Below are 18,507 nucleotides of genomic sequence, written 5' to 3'. Positions count from 1 at the left end.
GCGTAGGCGACTGGTCAGGTATCGCGGGATAAGACGAAGACATGTAGTGGCGATAGCCACGGAATGGCTTTGACTTATATCCGCGCATACCTAGGAGCCGCAGCTGGATGACGTAAAGCATAGGACAAACCCATAAAGGGCCACACCTCAGGCCACGGAATGGGTTTTGCCTATGTCCTTAGATATCAAGATTTTTTACATAACGGGCATTTTCCTTAATGAAGTCTCGTCGCGGTTCTACTTTATCGCCCATTAAAATTTCGAACGTCTCGTCGGCCCCCATCGCATCCTCAAGATTTACCTGCAGCAATGTTCGGTTTTCCGGATTCATCGTTGTTTCCCATAGCTGGGGCGGGTTCATCTCACCAAGACCCTTATAACGCTGCAGGCTTGGTTTCGGATTACCAGACAGCTCACTTAACCGTTTCTCCATCTCCTGGTCATTGTAAGCATAATAGACTGTCTTTCCCTGCTGTATTTTATATAAAGGTGGCTGTGCAATATAAACATAGCCATGTTCGATTAATGGGCGCATATAGCGGTAGAAGAAGGTAAGTAAGAGTGTCCGGATGTGCGCACCGTCAACATCGGCATCGGTCATAATAACAACCTTATGATAGCGGGCTTTCTCAATATCAAATTCCTCTCCAATGCCTGTTCCAAGCGCAGTAATCATAGAACGCACTTCATTGTTGGATAAAATTTTGTCCAAACGGGCTTTTTCCACATTTAAAATTTTACCGCGTAAAGCAAGAATAGCCTGAAAATGACGGTCACGCCCCTGTTTAGCCGAACCACCGGCAGAGTCCCCCTCAACGATATATAATTCACTGATGGAAGCCTCTTTGGAGGAACAATCGGCTAACTTACCTGGAAGGTTTGAAACCTCAAGAGCGCTCTTTCTTCTCGTCAGCTCACGTGCCTTTTTCGCCGCACTACGGGCCCGTGAAGCCATGATTCCCTTCTCAACAATTTTTTTGGCAATATCCGGGTTTTCAAATAAAAACGTTGAGAAGTTCTCATTAAAGAGAGAGTCCGTAACCGTTCGCACCTCACTATTTCCAAGCTTTGTTTTGGTTTGTCCCTCAAATTGCGGATCCTCGTGCTTAATGGAGACAATGGCCGTTAAACCTTCCCTTACATCATCTCCTGTTAAATTCGGATCATTTTCTTTGAACATCTGGTTTTTTCTCGCATAATCGTTAATGACTCTGGTCAGTGCCGTTTTAAAACCAGATTCATGAGTCCCGCCTTCATAGGTATGAATATTATTGGCAAAGGAGTATATATTACTAGCGAAACCATCGTTATACTGGAGTGCAATTTCCACGGATATATTATCCATTTCGCTCTCTGTGTAAAATGGTTCATGTAGACCTTCGCGATTGCGATTCAAGTACTCTACATATGAGGAAATTCCTCCCTCATAGTGAAACGTTTCTTCTTCGCGTTCCTCTCTTTTATCCTCAATCGAAATGGCGACTCCTTTATTTAAAAAGGCAAGCTCACGAACACGCTGGACCAGGGTGTCGTATTCAAATTCTGTCGTTTCAGTGAAAATAGAGGAGTCAGGAGTGAAGTGGATACGAGTACCCGTAATATCTGTATCTCCTATCACTTTTAAATCTTCATGAGGAATGCCACGATGATATTTCTGGTAATAAACCTTTCCGTCAAGATGCACAAACACCTCTAATTCAGAGGATAACGCATTTACTACCGATGCTCCTACCCCATGCAATCCTCCTGAAACCTTGTAGCCGCCACCGCCAAATTTTCCTCCCGCGTGAAGGACCGTCAAAATAACCTCAACAGCCGGGCGACCCTGTTTTTCATGTATACCAACCGGAATCCCTCGTCCATTATCAATAACCGTTATACTATTGTCCTCTTCAATTTTGATCTGAATATGATCACAGTATCCAGCCAGAGCTTCATCAATACTGTTATCCACGATTTCCCAAACTAAATGATGAAGACCTTTTTCATTCGTTGACCCGATATACATCCCCGGGCGTTTTCTGACTGCTTCAAGTCCTTCCAAAACTTGTATCTGGTTCTCATCATATGCTTGTTGATTTAAGTTTTCATCCATAGCCATCAGGTTCACACCTTCATTTCCAATATTCTTACTTTCTTTGACACGTTTCCATTACTGAGTCTATTCCTCATAGTCCTCTGAATAATCTTCCAGTTTATCTAAAGTAAAGTTCAAGCTTGAACGTTTACGTAAAGTTGCAACGGATAAAGTACTGAAATAGATAAATTCCGTAGTTATCACAATGGACTTTGCCTGGTCATGGGATGTATCAATTACGATGTTTCTTCTTTTCTGGTTTTGAATCATTTCATCGATAATCGTTGAGGATTTAACTAAATCACGATCAATAATGGCGACAACATCTTCGGATTGTATAACATGTTCTTCCCCAATATGTATAAACACACTCAACCTCACCCTTCTTTAAAAACTGTGCCTTGTTGAACTTGAAATATTTCGGCATTCTGTAGTGTTTTATGCGCAATTCCGTCCACACTGGTGGTCGACACAAAGGTTTGCACTTTACCTTGAATCGTATTTAATAAATGCGACTGTCGTTGATTATCCAGTTCACTTAAAACATCATCGAGTAAAAGAACAGGATATTCTCCCACTTCATTATGAATAAGTTCAATTTCGGCTAGTTTGAGTGATAATGCAGTCGTTCTTTGCTGTCCCTGAGATCCAAACCTTTGAACTTCCTTTCCATTCACATAAAATAAGAGGTCGTCACGATGAGGGCCTATTAGAGATGTACCCCTTTCAATTTCTCTTGTTTCTATATCCTGAAAGTGGGTTTGATAGGTCTTTACTATTTTTGACAAATCCATACCTTCTGATACATCGACACTGACATCATACGTCATTTCCAGTTTTTCTAATTCATGACTGATCCCCGTATGGATCGGCTCAGCCCATTCTCTGAGAAGCTTAAGAAATTCAAATCTCCTCTCAACAATAATCGCTGCATGTTCAATTAATTGCTCAGTTAAAACACGCAGCATGGTCCGGTCCATATTTTGTTGCCTCTGATAGTCTTTTAATAAAGCATTCCGCTGTTTCAGAACCTTTTGAAATTGATTCAGATGATATACATAGACAGGCTGAATTTGTCCAATTTCCATATCTATAAAACGACGACGTTCCTGAGGGCTTCCCTTAACTAAGTTCAAATCCTCCGGGGCAAACATAACGACATTAAATGCGCTGATATAGTTGCTTAATTTGGACTGTTCGATATGATTTAATTTAGCTTTTTTCCCCTTTTTTGAAAAGACAATTTCAAGTGGAAGAGAGTGATTTCGTTTAACAATACTCCCTTTTATTTTAGCATAAGTTGAGTCCCATTTAATCAATTCTTTATCTCGGGGAGTCCGATGGGATTTTGTAAGTGCTAAAACATAGATAGATTCCATTAAGTTTGTTTTTCCCTGTGCATTCTCACCAATAATGACATTTATCTTATGATCAAATTGAACCTGTATCTGTTCATAATTACGATAATTTGTTAGAGATAGATCCTGGATATACATGTAAATCTCCCTTTTCGCAAAAGGACTGTCATTCTACTGTCACTTCAAATGATCCTATTCCTTCAACTTCCACAACATCACCCGGTTGTAATTTTTTTCCTCTTCTCGTTTCTTGTTCACCGTTCACATAGACGTTAAATTCATGTAAAAACCATTTGGCCATTCCACCAGACTCAATAACATTGGCAAGCTTCAGAAATTGACCTAATGCAATTTTATCTGTAGAAATTTCAATTGGTTCACTCATGTCCTATCACCTTATCCTCCGTGCATTTTAATGCATTCCTATTATTTAATGATAACATAAAAGCAAGGGGATTGCCCTTGCTTCATTTTAAAATTCTCTTTAGAAATTTAGTTGCTTTAATTAAATTAATAAGTCCTTACTGGTAAGATCAACTGTAAGATTTCATCTGCCTCTTCTGTTGGTTTAATAATAAATGGCCGCATAGCTCCAGTGAAGGAAATCATTACCTTCTCAGAATTAATGACTTTCAGTGCATCCATCATATATTTTGCACTAAAGGAAATTTTTAATTCCTCTCCCTCAATAGAATCAGCCTGAACTTCATCCTGCACCTTACCTACCTCTGGTGAATTACTGGAAATTTCAAGAATATTATTTTCCTTGGTAATAAGTCTTACAACATTATTTCGGCTCTCTTTTGCTAATAAACTGGCACGATCAATGGCATGTAACAGGTCTTTAGAGTCTATGACGACATTCGTTTTGCTCTGTTCCGGGATAAGTCTTGAAGTTTCGGGATAATTGCCATCCAGTAGTCGGGATAGAAAATATAAATGCTTAGTGCGGAACAGAATCTGATTATCCGTTACACTTATTTCAACTTTTTCCTGAGTATCATCAAGAATTTTGTTAAGTTCATTCAGACTTTTTCCTGGAATAACAATATTAGAACCGAAATTGGTTTCTTCGGTTTCCTGAACAGGGATGTTTCTGGAAGCTAATCTATGACTATCAGTAGCTACAAAGTGGAGCTTTTCTTCTTTGATAGACATATTGACTCCCGTTAAAATCGGTCTTGTTTCAGATGTAGATACCGCAAAAACGGTTTGTCGGATTAAATCCTTTAACAAATCCACAGATATCTGGAAGCTGTTTTGAGCCTGTAATTTTGGAAGCTGTGGATATTCCTGAGCATCCTGTCCATTTAAATTAAATTCCGCATGTCCGGATTTGATGGTTACATTAAACTGATCATCAGAAGTAATCTCTACCGTCTGATCAGGTAGTTTTTTTACAATATCGGGAAAGTATTTAGCCTGAAGGACAATACTTCCTGGTTCAATCCCCTCAATATAAACAATTCCATCTTCCTCTTTAGGAATAAAGGATTCTATTGAAATATCAGAATCACTTCCTGTAAGTGTAACGCCTTCTTCTGTTACTTCCATTTTCATTCCACTTAAAATAGGAATCGCTGTTTTAGAAGAAATAGCTTTCATGACATCCTGGACACTTTCCATTAATTGATTACGCTGGATGTTAAACTTCATTTTTTTAAATTCCTCCTAAGAGACATATATATTATTATTTTTTATAAAAATACAGAAGTAATAATAATAGTGCTTGTGAATTTGTGGATAACCCGGAAATGATCGAGCAAATAAAGTCTATCCACATGTGGATAGACTGTGTATAGGTGTGTACCACTTATTCACATTATTCACTGCTAGCCTTGTTTCATTTTTTCCTTAAGTTCATCGATATCCTTATGAAGCTGCTGGTCATCTGCAATCATTTTCGCTACTTTTTCATGAGCGTGAATAACTGTTGTATGGTCGCGACCTCCAAACTCCTCGCCGATTTTAGGCAGAGAATAATCGGTCATCTCCCGGGCCAGATACATGGCAATTTGGCGGGGGAATGCGATGGATTTTGTCCGCTTTTTGGCCGCAAAGTCTTCCAGTTTAACATTGTAATGCTCGCCAACGGTTTCCTGAATGGTCTGAATCGTGATTTTTTTTGGCTTCGAGCTTGGGATAATGTCTTTTAAGGCATCAGCTGCTATGGAAGCATCTATATCCTGGTTAATTAATGATGAATAAGCTACGACACGAATCAGTGCACCCTCAAGTTCACGAATATTGGTATCGATTTGATTGGCAATATAAAGCATAACCTCATTCGGGATGTCCAATCCTTCTGCTTTCGCCTTTTTACGTAAAATAGCGATTCTTGTTTCCAAATCCGGAGGGGTAATATCCGTAATTAATCCCCATTCAAATCGTGAACGCAGACGATCCTCCAAAGTCGGTATTTCCTTAGGTGGACGGTCACTTGAAATCACAATTTGCTTATTATCCTCATGCAAAGAATTAAATGTATGGAAAAATTCCTCCTGAGTTGACTCCTTGCCGGCTAAAAACTGAATATCATCAATTAATAGAACATCGACATTTCTGTACTTATTTCGGAAATCAACCGCTTTGTTATCACGAATAGAATTAATAAATTCATTCGTAAATTTTTCTGATGAAAGGTAAAGGACTTTTGCCTGGGGATTATGTTCAATCACATAATGCCCAATCGCATGCATCAGGTGTGTTTTCCCCAGCCCGACTCCCCCATAAATAAACAGAGGATTGTAAGCTTTCGCCGGAGCCTCGGCTACTGCCAAGGAAGCCGCATGTGCGAAGCGATTTCCCGATCCTATAACAAAGGTATCAAAGGTATATTTTGAATTTAACATAGTTTTTGTCGATTGATTGGAGGAACCAGAAATATTCGGAGCTGGTTTAACCGGCTTTTTTGTATCCTCTTCAGCTTTTTCCTTTTCGGGAATAACAAACTTAGGGTTCAGTTTGCTGCCAGTTACTTCATGAAGAGTATTGGAAATCAGCGTTGAATAACTGTTTTCCAGCCAATCACGTGCAAATTCATTGGGAGCTGCAATTACAATCGTGTCTTTTTCAATGGATTTTGCTTCGGTGGACTTCAGCCATGTATCAAAACTGGGTTTACTGATTTTACCTTCAATCGTTTCCAGTGTTTTCTTCCACAATTCTTCAATATTCTCCAAAACGATCACCTCTTTTCCCTGAGGAGAAAATAGTCATAAATAAACATTACAGAAATAAAATAAGGATTAGGACAGTAAAAAGACAGGTAATGATAGCGAAAAAAAGCAATTTCAGGTTGTGGATAACAGATACGCGAATTCACCATAAGATAAGACAATTATCGACATTATCCACATTTTTGTGCATAACCCTGTAAACATATCTGTGAATAAATGTCCACACATTATCCACAGCTGTGGAAAAGATTAAATACAAATTCATATATAAACTAGTTAAACACAAATATGATACCAAATAAAACCCTTAGTTTCAATGCGATTTACTCAGTTATCCACAAATTCAACGGGTTGTAGAAAAAAATTATGCACAGCACTAGATTTTGTGTATAAAATGTCGATTTTTGCTGTGGATAGAAATTTTGCGAATAAATTTATTCGACAAAGCGTGTGGATAAGTTGTACAGGCTGTATTTCAGAGTTATTCACATGGGGATTATTTCTAAAGAAAAGGTGCTTCAATAAGAATGTGGATGAATGTAATAACTAAAGATAATATCAGGAGGATAAAATTTATCTTAAAGTTCGCTTTGAATGATGGGGAGAAAAAATACCGAACAGTGAAAACCTGCAGGAGTCTATTAAATAGAGTTCTGATCGACAGTCATGACTATTCTTACTATTGACATCTTATACGTACATTATATATAATGAACTGGATTGTCTTACGCCTTTGATGCCTGCTTCAGGTATGGAAAGGTGTTTCTGGATTGCTGACCGGTAATCTTCTATAACTGAATACAACTTTCCTCAGGAGGTGTATATATAATGAAACGTACGTACCAACCTAAAAAACGTAAACGTAACAAAGTTCACGGTTTTAGAGCACGCATGAGCTCTAAAAATGGCCGTAAAGTTTTAGCTCGTCGTCGTCGTAAGGGAAGAAAGAATTTATCCGCATAGGCCACTGAATCCATCAGTGGTCTTTTTTTCAGTTTAAAATAGATATTGTATTTGATTTTTATAACGATTTAACAGGATCAGATGCAGTTGGAACCAGCATCCCTTAAATAAGGAAAAATATTGTAGTCCGTAAAGTTATTTACATTTGTTCAATTGGAAATACTAGCAATGATGTCTTTGTTTTGTTGGAGTGAATAGGGGATGAAAAAGGCTTATCGAATTAAAAAGAATAAAGAGTTTCAAACGGTTTTTAAAAAAGGAAAATCCTTTGCAAATCGTCAATTTGTTCTTTATTATTATCATAAACCAGAGCAGCAGCATTTCAGGGTAGGGCTGTCTGTTGGAAAGCGACTTGGAAATGCTGTTTTAAGAAATCAGGTCAAACGTTATATAAGACAAGCTCTGTTAGAACTGGATCATGAAATCAAGCAGCAGTATGATTATGTGATTATAGCCAGATATCCTGCCCGGGAACTGAACTTTTTCCAAGTGAAAAAAAGCCTATCCCATGTATTTCGAAAATCAAAATTGTTTATAAAGTGAATAGGCTAATTTTTATATAGAATGAGACAGGTAACAATGATAGAATGAAGTTTGTAATACATAGGATGCAAAATGAGTGTTTGTATTTAAGGAGGAAGGGTGCTTGAGAAAAAAGATATTGTTGATTACAGCTTTACTGGGAATGGTTGTTTTCCTGTCAGGCTGTATGGATGTCAATACACCGATAACTGAAGATACAGGAGGTTGGTGGGCTAAGTATTTTGTTTGGCCATTACACCAATTAATTGTATATGTCTCTGACTTCTTTGGTGGTAGTCACGGAATCGGGATAATCATTGTAACGATTCTAATTCGTTTAATTTTAGTCCCATTAAACGTAAAACAATTAAAATCTTCAAAGGCTATGCAGGAAATTCAGCCGGAGTTACAGAAATTAAGAGAGAAATACAGCTCCAAAGATGCTTCTACACAGCAGAAACTGCAGCAGGAAACCATGAATCTGTTCCAACAGCATGGTGTCAATCCTATGGCAGGCTGTCTGCCGATTTTTGTACAGATGCCAATTTTAATTGCCTTCTACCATGCGATTTACCGTTCAGAAGTATTAAAAGAAGGTACTTTTCTATGGTTTGAACTAGGTAGTCCGGATCCATATTACATTTTACCGCTGGTAGCAGCCGGAGCAACGTTCTTACAGCAAAAACTTATGATGGCAAGTAATGCAACAGCGGCTCAAAATCCGCAAATGCAAATGATGCTTTACGTTATGCCGCTTATGATTGGTGTTATTGCTGCATTCTTCCCATCAGCCCTTGCACTATATTGGGTAGTCGGAAACATCTTTATGGTTGGACAAACCTTGTTAATTCATCGTCCATACAAGAAAGAAAACAATAATGGGGGAGCGAAAAAGTGAAACAAGTAACTGTTACAGGCCAAACGGTTAAAGAGGCTATTCAAACGGCATTAGGTCAACTGGATGCATCGGAGGATCAAGTGAACGTAGAGGTTATTGATGAGGGGAAAAAAGGGGTTTTTGGTGTCTTTGGATCCAAACCTGCAATCGTAAAAGTTACGGAAATACCGGACCAATCCCAGTCCGGGGATGAATATTTACGTGAGATTGCTAAGCAAATGGGAAATCCGGTGGATGTAGATATAGAGGAAACCGAAAAGGAAATTCACTACAATCTTACCGGAGAGAAAATTGCCAGGTTAATTGGAAAAAGGGGTCAAACCCTGAATGCCTTACAATATTTGACGCAGCTTGCTGTAAATCGGGACACAGACCGTTATAAAGCTGTGATTGTAGATGCTGAAGGATACCGGGAAAGACGGAGTGAAACTTTAAAACAGCTGGCCGAACGTCTGGCGAAAAAATCCGTCCGTCTTCAAAAGGAAGTTTATCTGGAACCCATGCCATCCTATGAACGTAAGGTAATTCACACAGCCTTACAGCATAATCAGAATATCTCTACGTATTCCGATGGAGCTGAACCTAATAGACGTGTTGTCATTAAACCGGAATAATCCGTAACAGTGAAATTTCTCTTTTTACCAGCTTTTAACTCTAATATTATATGATAAGTTTTAAAACACCTTCTTTTATAAGCGATTTTCACTATAAAAGAAGGTGTTTTGTTTGGGCTTGTATGGGAGTAAAAGGGTTTGTGTAAAATAGGAATAACTGAACAACTCGTCATACGGAGTCATATGCTTTTTCATATCGGATTGTTTATGATAACCTAATAAGTTAGTGAATAAAAAAGATGAGTATTATTTGAGATAAAAAACCATAAAACGAGGGGGGTGGAAGGATGGATACAGAAACAATAGCGGCTATTTCAACTCCTGTGGGTGAAGGAGCCATTTCGATTGTTCGACTAAGTGGTGATGAAGCTGTTTCCATAGCCAGCAAAGTTTTTCAAGGAAAAGATCTTCATGAAGTATCCTCCCATACCATTAATTATGGCAAGCTTATTGACCCTGAAACCAATGAGCTTGTTGAAGAATCTATGGTGACGGTGATGAGGGCACCGAAGACATTTACACGTGAAGACATTGTTGAGATCAATTGCCATGGGGGAATGGTTTCAGTTAATCGCGTTTTGGAGCTGGTTCTGACGAATGGGGCAAGACTTGCTGAACCTGGTGAATTCACGAAAAGGGCCTTTTTAAATGGACGGATTGATTTATCTCAGGCTGAAGCCGTTATGGATTTAATTCGTGCAAAAACCGATAAGGCCATGAATATTGCTTTGAAACAGATGGACGGCCGTTTATCCAAACTGATTCACACTCTTAGACAGGAGCTTCTTGAGACTGTAGCTCACGTCGAGGTCAATATCGATTATCCTGAGTATGATGATGTTGAAGAAATGACCAACCAATTACTGATTGAAAAATCGCAAAAGGTTTATGATCAAATCGAAAAGCTGATTGAGACAGCTAAGCAGGGCAAGATTTTACGGGAGGGCATTGCAACGGCGATTATTGGTCGGCCAAATGTAGGGAAATCTTCCTTATTAAATGCCCTTGCCCAGGAAAATAAGGCCATTGTTACCGAGGTACCAGGAACCACAAGGGATGTTATTGAAGAATATGTAAATGTGAGAGGAATTCCATTACGACTGGTGGATACAGCAGGAATTCGGGATACTGAAGATATTGTTGAAAAAATTGGTGTGGAACGTTCCCGCCAGGTGTTAAAAGAGGCGGATCTCGTTTTACTCGTTTTAAATTATGGCGATGAATTTACGGAAGAGGATAGACGGCTTTTCGAAGCAGCCAGCGGTATGGATGTGCTGGTCATTGTGAATAAAACAGATCTTCCGCAAAAATTAGATTTGGATAAAGTAAGAGAAACAGCTGAAACTGCTTCTATTATTGAAACTTCTATTCTTCATGAACAGGGAATTGACCAGCTGGAGTCTGAAATAGCGGATCTTTTCTTTGAAGGGGACTTAAATAACGCTGACATGACATATGTATCCAATGCCAGACATGTTCAGTTATTAAAGGATGCAAAGAGAACCCTAAAAGAAGCTATGGAAGGTATGGAAGCAGGTATGCCAATTGATATGGTTCAAATCGATGTAACGAGAACGTGGGAGATATTAGGAGAAATAGTTGGGGATACTGTTCAAGAGAGCTTAATTGACCAATTATTTTCACAGTTCTGTTTAGGAAAATAAGAGAAAGTAAGGAGCGGTTGATCATGTATGATGCCGGGCAATATGATGTTATCGTCATTGGTGCTGGCCATGCTGGAGTAGAGGCAGGTCTTGCTTCAGCGAAAAGAGGGGCCAAAACACTCATGTTAACATTAAATTTGGATTTAATTGCGTTTATGCCTTGTAATCCATCTATTGGTGGCCCTGCCAAGGGAGTGGTTGTACGGGAAATCGATGCACTTGGCGGTCAGATGGGTAAAAATATTGATAAAACTCATATTCAAATGAGACTTCTTAATACAAGTAAAGGCCCAGCTGTAAGGGCTTTACGGGCTCAGGCTGATAAAGTACTCTATCAGTCAGAAATGAAAAAGACACTGGAAAATCAGGAGAATTTAACGTTAAGACAAGGAATGGTCGAACGTTTATTAGTGGAAGATGGGGTGTGTAAAGGGGTCATTACGGAAACCCAGGCTGTTTATTATGCCAAAACCGTTATCGTAACCACAGGTACATTTATGAGAGGTAAAGTTCTTATTGGTGATATTTCCTATGAAAGTGGTCCGAACAACCAAAGACCGACCATCACTTTATCCGAACAGCTGGATGAACTCGGATTTGATCTGGTTCGGTTTAAAACAGGAACTCCACCACGTGTAAATAGTCATTCCATTGATTATTCCAAAACGGAAATTCAGCCTGGAGATGAAGAGCCAAGATCATTCTCCTATGAAACAACGGACTTTATTACCGATCAATTGCCTTGCTGGTTAACATATACAGGAGAATTCACACACCGTATTATTGATGAAAATCTGGGCAGATCTGCCATGTATTCAGGTGCAGTAAAAGGTACAGGACCCCGTTATTGTCCATCTATTGAGGATAAAATCGTCCGTTTCCATGATAAGCCAAGACATCAGATTTTCCTGGAACCTGAAGGAAGAAATACGGATGAAGTATACGTTCAGGGATTATCTACATCACTCCCTGAAGACGTACAAAAGAAAATGCTTGAAACCATCCCAGGCCTGGAAAATGCTGAAATTATGCGGGCAGGCTATGCAATTGAATATGACTCCATAGTGCCTACGCAGCTATGGCCAACATTAGAAACAAAGAAAATCGAAAACTTATTCACTGCAGGTCAAATTAACGGAACATCAGGCTATGAAGAAGCAGCAGGGCAAGGAATTATGGCTGGTATAAATGCTGCTGCCAAGGCTTTGGATAAAGAAACCCTCATTTTAGATCGTTCTCAGGCCTATATCGGTGTTCTCATCGATGACCTCGTGACAAAAGGAACGAATGAACCGTATCGTCTGCTCACCTCACGCGCAGAGTATCGTTTGCTATTAAGACATGATAATGCAGATATGAGACTGACTGAAATCGGTTATCAGATGGGACTGGTCTCTAACGAACGTTATCAGAAATTTGTTGAGAAAAAACGTTTGGTTGAATTAGAGAAGAAGCGGCTGCGGAAAAAGATTATTAAGCCAGAATCCGCTGTCCAGCAGGTGTTAAGAGACGCAGGAGCAAGTGAACTAAAAGAAGCGGTCAGTGCAGCAGATCTCTTAAAACGGCCGGAAATCACATACTCAATAATTAAAAATTTAAGTGAGCCAGAAGAAGAATTACCGCTGGATGTAGAAGAACAGGTTGCCATTCAGATCAAATATGAAGGATATATTGAAAAATCAAACCAGAAAGTTGAAAGAATGAGAAAGATGGATAATAAGACGATTCCTGTTGATATTGATTATGATGCCATTCAGGGAATTGCAACAGAAGCCAGAGAAAAATTGAAAAAAGTCCGTCCATTATCCGTGGGGCAGGCTTCCAGAATTTCCGGTGTTAATCCTTCCGATGTTTCGGTTCTTCTGGTTTATATAGAGCAGGGAAATATCGCCCGCGTTTCAAATGAATAAGAGGAGTATTGGATATGGATAAACAAACCTTCCAGCAGAGTCTGAATGAAAGAGGAATTGAACTGAATCAAAAGCAGCTGAAGCAATTTGATCAATACTATCAAATGTTAGTGGGATGGAATAACAAAATGAACTTAACATCCATCACTGATGAGGAAGGAGTGTATTTAAAACACTTCTTTGATTCACTTTCTGCTGCCTTTTATTATGATTTTAACAAGCCTTTAAAGGTATGTGATGTAGGTGCAGGAGCGGGTTTCCCGTCCCTGCCCCTTAAAATTGCCTTCCCTCAGCTGCAGATCACCATTGTTGATTCATTAAAAAAACGAGTGACATTTTTAAATGAGTTAGCAGATCAATTAGATTTAGAGCATGTAGCCTTTTATCATGATCGAGCTGAAACATTTGGTAAGAATAAAGCGTTTCGTGAGCAATTTGATGTGGTAACTGCCCGTGCGGTAGCCAGAATGTCTGTCCTTAGTGAATTATGCCTGCCACTTGTGAAAGTTGGAGGCACCTTTTTGGCTATGAAAGGGGCCCAATTTCAGGAAGAGGAAAAAGAGGCTGAAAAAGCTGTCCAGCAGCTGGGCGGGGAATGGAAGCGTATTTATGACTTTCAATTGCCAGAGGAAGATAGCAAACGTTACATTGCTGAAATAGACAAAGTAACCCAGACACCAAAACGTTTTCCGCGAAAACCAGGAACTCCTAATAAAAATCCAATCACTTAATTTCGCCGATTTTCTGTATTTCTATCTATTATATGATAAAATATAATTATTATTGCAACTGGACGCTCCCGTTAAAGGGCTGCGTTTTTGCTATTTTAATAGAATTGCAAAGCGACATCAGCTATCTGTTATTTCGTATTTTTGAGGTATTATTTTATTTTTTTGTTCTAATACGATATCTACCTGTTTTTATACATAAGCTGGCGCAGAATAGGAAAATTAAATAGATTTTGAGTGAATGTTTCACGTGAAACATTGGCAGGAAATTCAGCAATCATCCAAGAAATAGTAGTAAGGTACTGTTACGAAAGAGGTGATGTAAGGGGATGCATCCATTAAATCGTTTCTTTGGAGTGGGTGAAAAACAGGATACGGGCAAAAAAGACCAAAGTCATCAGGAAGAAGTTGTCCAGATACCAGTAAGTGAAATTCAACCGAACCAGTATCAACCGAGATCAACGTTCAGCCAGGAGCGTATAGAGGAATTGGCGCAGACCATTCATACGCATGGCATGATACAGCCAATTGTTATTAGAAAAACAGATGAAGACAGGGTTAAATATGAACTGATAGCTGGTGAAAGACGTTGGAGGGCCGCGCAACATCTCAATTGGGAGCAAATACCTGCCATTGTAAAAGATATGACAGACACTGAAACAGCTTCCGTAGCTCTTATTGAGAACCTGCAGAGGGAAGAACTGACAGTGATTGAAGAGGCTATTGCCTATGGTCAGCTGCTTGAAATGCACGGTTTGACACAGGAGGCGCTCGCTCAACGTTTAGGGAAAAGCCAGTCAACGATTGCTAATAAACTCAGATTGTTGAAGCTTCCAGAACCTGTACAGGAGGCTGTTTTAAATAAACAAATTACAGAGCGCCATGCCCGGGCATTGATTGCTTTGGAAGAACCTGAGCTGCAGGAAAAACTGCTAAAAGAAATTTTGGAGAAAGACTTAAATGTTAAACAGACAGAAGCTCGTATTGAACAATTAAAAAATCCTAAACCAAAAAAGAAGCCCAAACCTCGTGTGAAGGGGATCAGTAAGGATGTCAGGATTGCCATGAATACACTTCGGCAATCCATCCATATGGTGAATGACACAGGGATCGAACTGGAAACAGATGAAGAAGAATTAGATGATTACTACCAATTAACAATTAAAATACCAAAAAAGAAATGATAGAATAGAAGTATCCCATCTATTGTGTAACGTGTAGTCCGAGTAACGACAGTGTTCTGTTTTCGCTGCACGTTCCTTTTATTGATGGGGTTTTTAAACATAGATGAAAAATCTTTGTTAAATAAAAGAGAATGAAATAGAGGTAGGTGACACCATGGGCAAAGTCATTTCAATAGCGAACCAAAAAGGAGGGGTTGGAAAAACAACCACTTCTGTGAATCTAAGTGCATCCTTAACAGAAGCAGGGAACAAAGTGCTTTTAGTAGACACAGATCCGCAAGGGAATGCCACGAGTGGGGTAGGAATCGATAAGGCAGACATGGACCAGTGTATATATAATGTACTGATAGAGGACCTGGATGCCCAGGAGGTTTGTGTTCCAACATCGGTTGAAAATCTGTATTCCATTCCGGCAACGATACAGTTAGCAGGGGCAGAGGTGGAATTAGTTCCAACGATTTCCCGTGAGGTTCGTTTAAAGAAAGCTTTGGATCCGATTAAAGATCAGTTTGACTATATCATAATTGATTGTCCTCCATCATTAGGCCTTCTTACCATTAACGCTTTAACAGCATCTGACACAGTATTAATTCCTGTTCAATGTGAATATTATGCTTTGGAAGGGTTAAGTCAGCTGCTTAACACGGTTCGTCTTGTGCAGAAACAACTGAATAAATCATTAATGATTGAGGGCGTATTACTTACCATGCTTGATGCCCGGACAAACCTGGGTATTCAAGTTATAGAAGAAGTGAAAAAGTATTTTCAGGATAAGGTCTTTCAAGCGATTATTCCTCGGAATGTCAGACTTGGCGAAGCTCCCAGCTATGGAGAACCAATTACCACGTATGATCCAAAATCACGAGGTGCTGAAGTTTATAATGAATTAGCGAAGGAAGTGATGGCGAATGGCGCGAGGGTTGGGTAAAGGTTTAAGTACTTTTTTCCCCGATGTAGATGAAGTTGATGCCAAAGATGAGTCTGTTAAAGAAATTCCGATTAATCAATGTCGTCCAAATCCTTATCAGCCTCGTAAGACATTCCAGGCGGATGCGATAGAGGAGCTTAAAGAATCGATTATTCAACACGGTATATTACAGCCAATCATTTTACGGGAAAGTATTAAAGGCTATGAGATTGTAGTTGGAGAGAGGCGTTTTCGTGCTGCTAAAGAGGCTGGTTTAGAAACCATCCCGGCTGTTGTTCGTGATTTAAGCGATGACCAGATGATGGAATTAGCCTTATTGGAGAATTTACAAAGAGAAGACTTAACACCAATTGAAGAAGCTCAGGCTTATGACAGGCTTATCAATGAATTAGGCGTTACGCAGGAAGTTTTAGCACAACGATTGGGGAAAAGCCGCTCACATATAGCCAACCTTGTACGTCTTTTATCACTGCCCGAGAGTGTAATTGCGCTGATTAATAACCGTGAGCTTTCGATGGGACACGGCAGAGCTCTATTAGGATTAAAGGATGAAGAGAAGCTTCCATTAGTAGTGGAGAAAGTTCGGAAGGATAAGTTGAATGTTCGTCAGTTAGAGCTTTTAATTTCGAACTTAAACAATAAAAAAATCAAGCCGAAGCCTAAGAAGGAGAAAAAGGATATCTTTCTGCAGGCAAAGGAAACAGAATTACGCGAACGATTTGGCACAAATGTGACCATTCAGAAAAGCAAACGAAAAGGAAAGATTGAAATTGAATTTTTCAATCAGGATGATTTAAATCGAATCATGGATTTGTTAAATGGGGACGATGAATAAGTTTCAAAAGCTGGTTGAAGAACTGTTTTCAACCAGCTTTTTGTCATCTCATATTATCCTTGCCTTTTTAGAAAGAGATTTTTAAATATCATTTATCCCAATGTTTCACGTGAAACATTGGGGATTGTATAACCTGAAATGAGGGAAGTAAATGGCGTTGTTAGGGACACTTGTAAATGGACTGGGAATATTCGTAGGTACATTTATTGGTTTGTTTTTAAGTAAAATACCTGAAAAAATGAAAGAAACAATCATGAGTGGTATTGGCCTGACGGTCGTCATGATTGGGTTAAGCATGAGTTTTACATCTGATCGGGTGATTGTGATTCTGTTAAGTCTGCTGACAGGTGCGATTATCGGAGAACTTTTACAGCTGGACGATAAGCTGAACCGTTTAGGGGAATGGATAGAATCAAAGTTTCAAAAGCAATCGGGTCAGTCCATGATTGCCCAAGGTTTTATAACGGCTTCGTTGATTTTTGTTATCGGGGCAATGTCTGTCATTGGAGCGCTGGATAGTGGCTTGAGAAATGACCATGAAATACTGTTTACAAAAGCAATGATTGATGGCTTTGTAGCTCTTGTTTTAACAACAACATTAGGTTTTGGTGTTATATTTTCAATTATTCCTGTTGTGCTTTATCAGGGCTCCATTGCTCTTTTTGCCACCCAAATCGAAATGTGGCTCCCGGATTCCTTTTTAAATACATTCATTGAGGATATGACAGCTACAGGAGGACTCCTTATTTTAGCTATCGGCCTTAATCTATTAAATCTAACCAATATCAGGGTTGCTAATCTATTACCTAGTATATTAACAGTAGGTTTTATATTAGCCGGATATCTTGCTGTTACATAAAGTGATACTTCCATCAGTGGGGGTATCCATCCCTCTCTTAGTCTTATTGGGGTAACTCAAGACTTGAATGTGGGGGTATTACGGCCAGTTAATGCGTGATAAAAATAGATTTGAATAAATAAGCATGTGTACAGAGATAGGTGTACACATGCTTATTTTGTTGCCTTTTTTTCCTTGGATACCAAATGATCAAGTAGTCGCAGGGCATGGGCAATTTCCTTAGCCATATTCATGACGATTGATAGACGGGTATTTTGCAGAACAAAATACTCCATATAGCCGCTAATATTAACGACTGCACTTATATATAAGTCGCCAATCTCAGGTAAGTGCTTCTGAACTGCTGCACCAGGTTTCATAGGGCCGGAACCGATGATAATCGAGCCAATGGAGGATTGCTTTCCTAGACAGGCATCGATGGCAAGAATGTTGGCATCAGGATGCTTTTCAGAAATAACCTCCAGCTGCTCCTCTAAATTCTTTGCATGAACAGGCTGGTCCAATGTTCCATATATGTAAAGATTGTTCAGGTTTAATGATTGGTCCTTGAGTAAAGTACCGACCATAGGGCCGAGAGAGTCCCCAGTAGACCGATCTGTCCCAATACATACCACAACAATGTCTTTTTCTTGTTTAGGAATCCATTCTTTTAAGGTTTTGGCTATTTTTAATGTCGCTGTTTTTTCCGCATAGTAAAACCTTTTTTCCTGCTTTTTTGGAAAAAGGATGTCCTTTAGATTCATAGCTGCTCCTCCATCATCATAATAGTATTAGTATACGGAAAACGT

18 protein-coding genes are annotated in these 18,507 nt (G+C 39.3%); 11 read left to right on the top strand and 7 right to left on the bottom strand.

Features of this window, described 5'->3' with window-relative positions:
- Positions 1 to 178: 178 nt before the first annotated feature.
- The 6 genes from gyrB to dnaA form a co-directional block, all read right to left on the bottom strand.
- Complete coding sequence (gyrB, locus tag ACZ5OK_RS17570; protein WP_343843422.1) at positions 179 to 2,095, bottom strand: DNA topoisomerase (ATP-hydrolyzing) subunit B; 1,917 nt, start codon at positions 2,093 to 2,095, stop codon at positions 179 to 181.
- A 66-nt stretch (positions 2,096 to 2,161) separates the two neighbouring features.
- Positions 2,162 to 2,446, bottom strand: coding sequence for an extracellular matrix regulator RemB (gene remB, locus ACZ5OK_RS17565; protein ID WP_343843420.1), 285 nt, complete (start codon positions 2,444 to 2,446; stop codon positions 2,162 to 2,164).
- A gap of 8 nt (positions 2,447 to 2,454) precedes the next feature.
- On the bottom strand, positions 2,455 to 3,573 hold the full coding sequence (gene recF / locus ACZ5OK_RS17560; protein WP_343843346.1) for a DNA replication/repair protein RecF: 1,119 nt from the start codon (positions 3,571 to 3,573) through the stop codon (positions 2,455 to 2,457).
- Positions 3,574 to 3,601: 28 nt separating this feature from the next.
- On the bottom strand, positions 3,602 to 3,820 hold the full coding sequence (yaaA, locus tag ACZ5OK_RS17555) for a S4 domain-containing protein YaaA (protein ID WP_343843343.1): 219 nt from the start codon (positions 3,818 to 3,820) through the stop codon (positions 3,602 to 3,604).
- Positions 3,821 to 3,945: 125 nt separating this feature from the next.
- Complete coding sequence (dnaN, locus tag ACZ5OK_RS17550) at positions 3,946 to 5,091, bottom strand: DNA polymerase III subunit beta (RefSeq protein ID WP_343843340.1); 1,146 nt, start codon at positions 5,089 to 5,091, stop codon at positions 3,946 to 3,948.
- 176 nt (positions 5,092 to 5,267) lie between these two features.
- Positions 5,268 to 6,617, bottom strand: a complete 1,350-nt coding sequence (gene dnaA / locus ACZ5OK_RS17545; protein ID WP_343843337.1) for a chromosomal replication initiator protein DnaA — start codon at positions 6,615 to 6,617, stop codon at positions 5,268 to 5,270.
- An 825-nt stretch (positions 6,618 to 7,442) separates the two neighbouring features.
- On the opposite strand from dnaA, the gene rpmH reads away from it, so the two are divergent.
- The 11 genes from rpmH to ACZ5OK_RS17490 all read left to right on the top strand — a co-directional run bounded on the left by rpmH (position 7,443) and on the right by ACZ5OK_RS17490 (position 17,719).
- Positions 7,443 to 7,577, top strand: a complete 135-nt coding sequence (rpmH, locus tag ACZ5OK_RS17540) for a 50S ribosomal protein L34 (RefSeq protein WP_044164521.1) — start codon at positions 7,443 to 7,445, stop codon at positions 7,575 to 7,577.
- A 201-nt stretch (positions 7,578 to 7,778) separates the two neighbouring features.
- Positions 7,779 to 8,120, top strand: coding sequence for a ribonuclease P protein component (gene rnpA / locus ACZ5OK_RS17535; protein ID WP_343843333.1), 342 nt, complete (start codon positions 7,779 to 7,781; stop codon positions 8,118 to 8,120).
- A gap of 103 nt (positions 8,121 to 8,223) precedes the next feature.
- On the top strand, positions 8,224 to 8,997 hold the full coding sequence (gene spoIIIJ / locus ACZ5OK_RS17530) for a YidC family membrane integrase SpoIIIJ (protein WP_343843330.1): 774 nt from the start codon (positions 8,224 to 8,226) through the stop codon (positions 8,995 to 8,997).
- Positions 8,994 to 9,611, top strand: a complete 618-nt coding sequence (jag, locus tag ACZ5OK_RS17525; RefSeq protein WP_343843327.1) for an RNA-binding cell elongation regulator Jag/EloR — start codon at positions 8,994 to 8,996, stop codon at positions 9,609 to 9,611. Before spoIIIJ ends, jag begins: the two co-directional genes overlap by 4 nt.
- Positions 9,612 to 9,898: 287 nt before the next feature.
- Positions 9,899 to 11,275, top strand: coding sequence for a tRNA uridine-5-carboxymethylaminomethyl(34) synthesis GTPase MnmE (gene mnmE, locus ACZ5OK_RS17520; protein WP_343843325.1), 1,377 nt, complete (start codon positions 9,899 to 9,901; stop codon positions 11,273 to 11,275).
- Positions 11,276 to 11,298: 23 nt separating this feature from the next.
- Positions 11,299 to 13,185: a tRNA uridine-5-carboxymethylaminomethyl(34) synthesis enzyme MnmG gene (gene mnmG / locus ACZ5OK_RS17515; RefSeq protein WP_343843323.1), complete on the top strand. Its 1,887-nt coding sequence runs from the start codon at positions 11,299 to 11,301 to the stop codon at positions 13,183 to 13,185.
- 14 nt (positions 13,186 to 13,199) lie between these two features.
- Positions 13,200 to 13,916, top strand: coding sequence for a 16S rRNA (guanine(527)-N(7))-methyltransferase RsmG (rsmG, locus tag ACZ5OK_RS17510; RefSeq protein WP_343843321.1), 717 nt, complete (start codon positions 13,200 to 13,202; stop codon positions 13,914 to 13,916).
- A 326-nt stretch (positions 13,917 to 14,242) separates the two neighbouring features.
- On the top strand, positions 14,243 to 15,097 hold the full coding sequence (noc, locus tag ACZ5OK_RS17505; RefSeq protein WP_343843316.1) for a nucleoid occlusion protein: 855 nt from the start codon (positions 14,243 to 14,245) through the stop codon (positions 15,095 to 15,097).
- Positions 15,098 to 15,251: 154 nt separating this feature from the next.
- Entirely contained in the window at positions 15,252 to 16,025 is a 774-nt protein-coding gene (locus tag ACZ5OK_RS17500; protein WP_044164538.1) for a ParA family protein, read from the top strand.
- Entirely contained in the window at positions 16,006 to 16,860 is an 855-nt protein-coding gene (locus ACZ5OK_RS17495) for a ParB/RepB/Spo0J family partition protein (protein WP_343843312.1), read from the top strand. Before ACZ5OK_RS17500 ends, ACZ5OK_RS17495 begins: the two co-directional genes overlap by 20 nt.
- A gap of 151 nt (positions 16,861 to 17,011) precedes the next feature.
- On the top strand, positions 17,012 to 17,719 hold the full coding sequence (locus ACZ5OK_RS17490) for a DUF554 domain-containing protein (RefSeq protein WP_343843309.1): 708 nt from the start codon (positions 17,012 to 17,014) through the stop codon (positions 17,717 to 17,719).
- Between the two features lie 152 nt (positions 17,720 to 17,871).
- On the opposite strand, the gene yyaC is transcribed toward ACZ5OK_RS17490, so the two are convergent.
- Positions 17,872 to 18,462 (bottom strand): spore protease YyaC, encoded by a 591-nt coding sequence (yyaC, locus tag ACZ5OK_RS17485; protein ID WP_343843307.1) that lies wholly within the window; start codon positions 18,460 to 18,462, stop codon positions 17,872 to 17,874.
- Positions 18,463 to 18,507: the final 45 nt, after the last annotated feature.

The organism is Salinibacillus aidingensis (assembly GCF_055393355.1).
Note: the sequence above shows the minus strand (reverse complement) of the source record. Positions and strands in the feature narration are given on the sequence as shown.

Bases quoted from the DNA above. Each gene is read 5' to 3' on its own strand.
- ACZ5OK_RS17500 (WP_044164538.1), top strand. From the start codon at position 15,252: ATGGGCAAAGTCATTTCAATAGCGAACCAAAAAGGAGGGGTTGGAAAA.
- gyrB (WP_343843422.1), bottom strand. From the start codon at position 2,095: ATGGATGAAAACTTAAATCAACAAGCATATGATGAGAACCAGATACAA.
- mnmG (WP_343843323.1), top strand. From the start codon at position 11,299: ATGTATGATGCCGGGCAATATGATGTTATCGTCATTGGTGCTGGCCAT.
- ACZ5OK_RS17490 (WP_343843309.1), top strand. From the start codon at position 17,012: ATGGCGTTGTTAGGGACACTTGTAAATGGACTGGGAATATTCGTAGGT.
- rnpA (WP_343843333.1), top strand. From the start codon at position 7,779: ATGAAAAAGGCTTATCGAATTAAAAAGAATAAAGAGTTTCAAACGGTT.
- recF (WP_343843346.1), bottom strand. From the start codon at position 3,573: ATGTATATCCAGGATCTATCTCTAACAAATTATCGTAATTATGAACAG.
- yaaA (WP_343843343.1), bottom strand. From the start codon at position 3,820: ATGAGTGAACCAATTGAAATTTCTACAGATAAAATTGCATTAGGTCAA.
- noc (WP_343843316.1), top strand. From the start codon at position 14,243: ATGCATCCATTAAATCGTTTCTTTGGAGTGGGTGAAAAACAGGATACG.
- mnmE (WP_343843325.1), top strand. From the start codon at position 9,899: ATGGATACAGAAACAATAGCGGCTATTTCAACTCCTGTGGGTGAAGGA.
- dnaN (WP_343843340.1), bottom strand. From the start codon at position 5,091: ATGAAGTTTAACATCCAGCGTAATCAATTAATGGAAAGTGTCCAGGAT.
- yyaC (WP_343843307.1), bottom strand. From the start codon at position 18,462: ATGAATCTAAAGGACATCCTTTTTCCAAAAAAGCAGGAAAAAAGGTTT.
- rsmG (WP_343843321.1), top strand. From the start codon at position 13,200: ATGGATAAACAAACCTTCCAGCAGAGTCTGAATGAAAGAGGAATTGAA.
- ACZ5OK_RS17495 (WP_343843312.1), top strand. From the start codon at position 16,006: ATGGCGCGAGGGTTGGGTAAAGGTTTAAGTACTTTTTTCCCCGATGTA.
- rpmH (WP_044164521.1), top strand. From the start codon at position 7,443: ATGAAACGTACGTACCAACCTAAAAAACGTAAACGTAACAAAGTTCAC.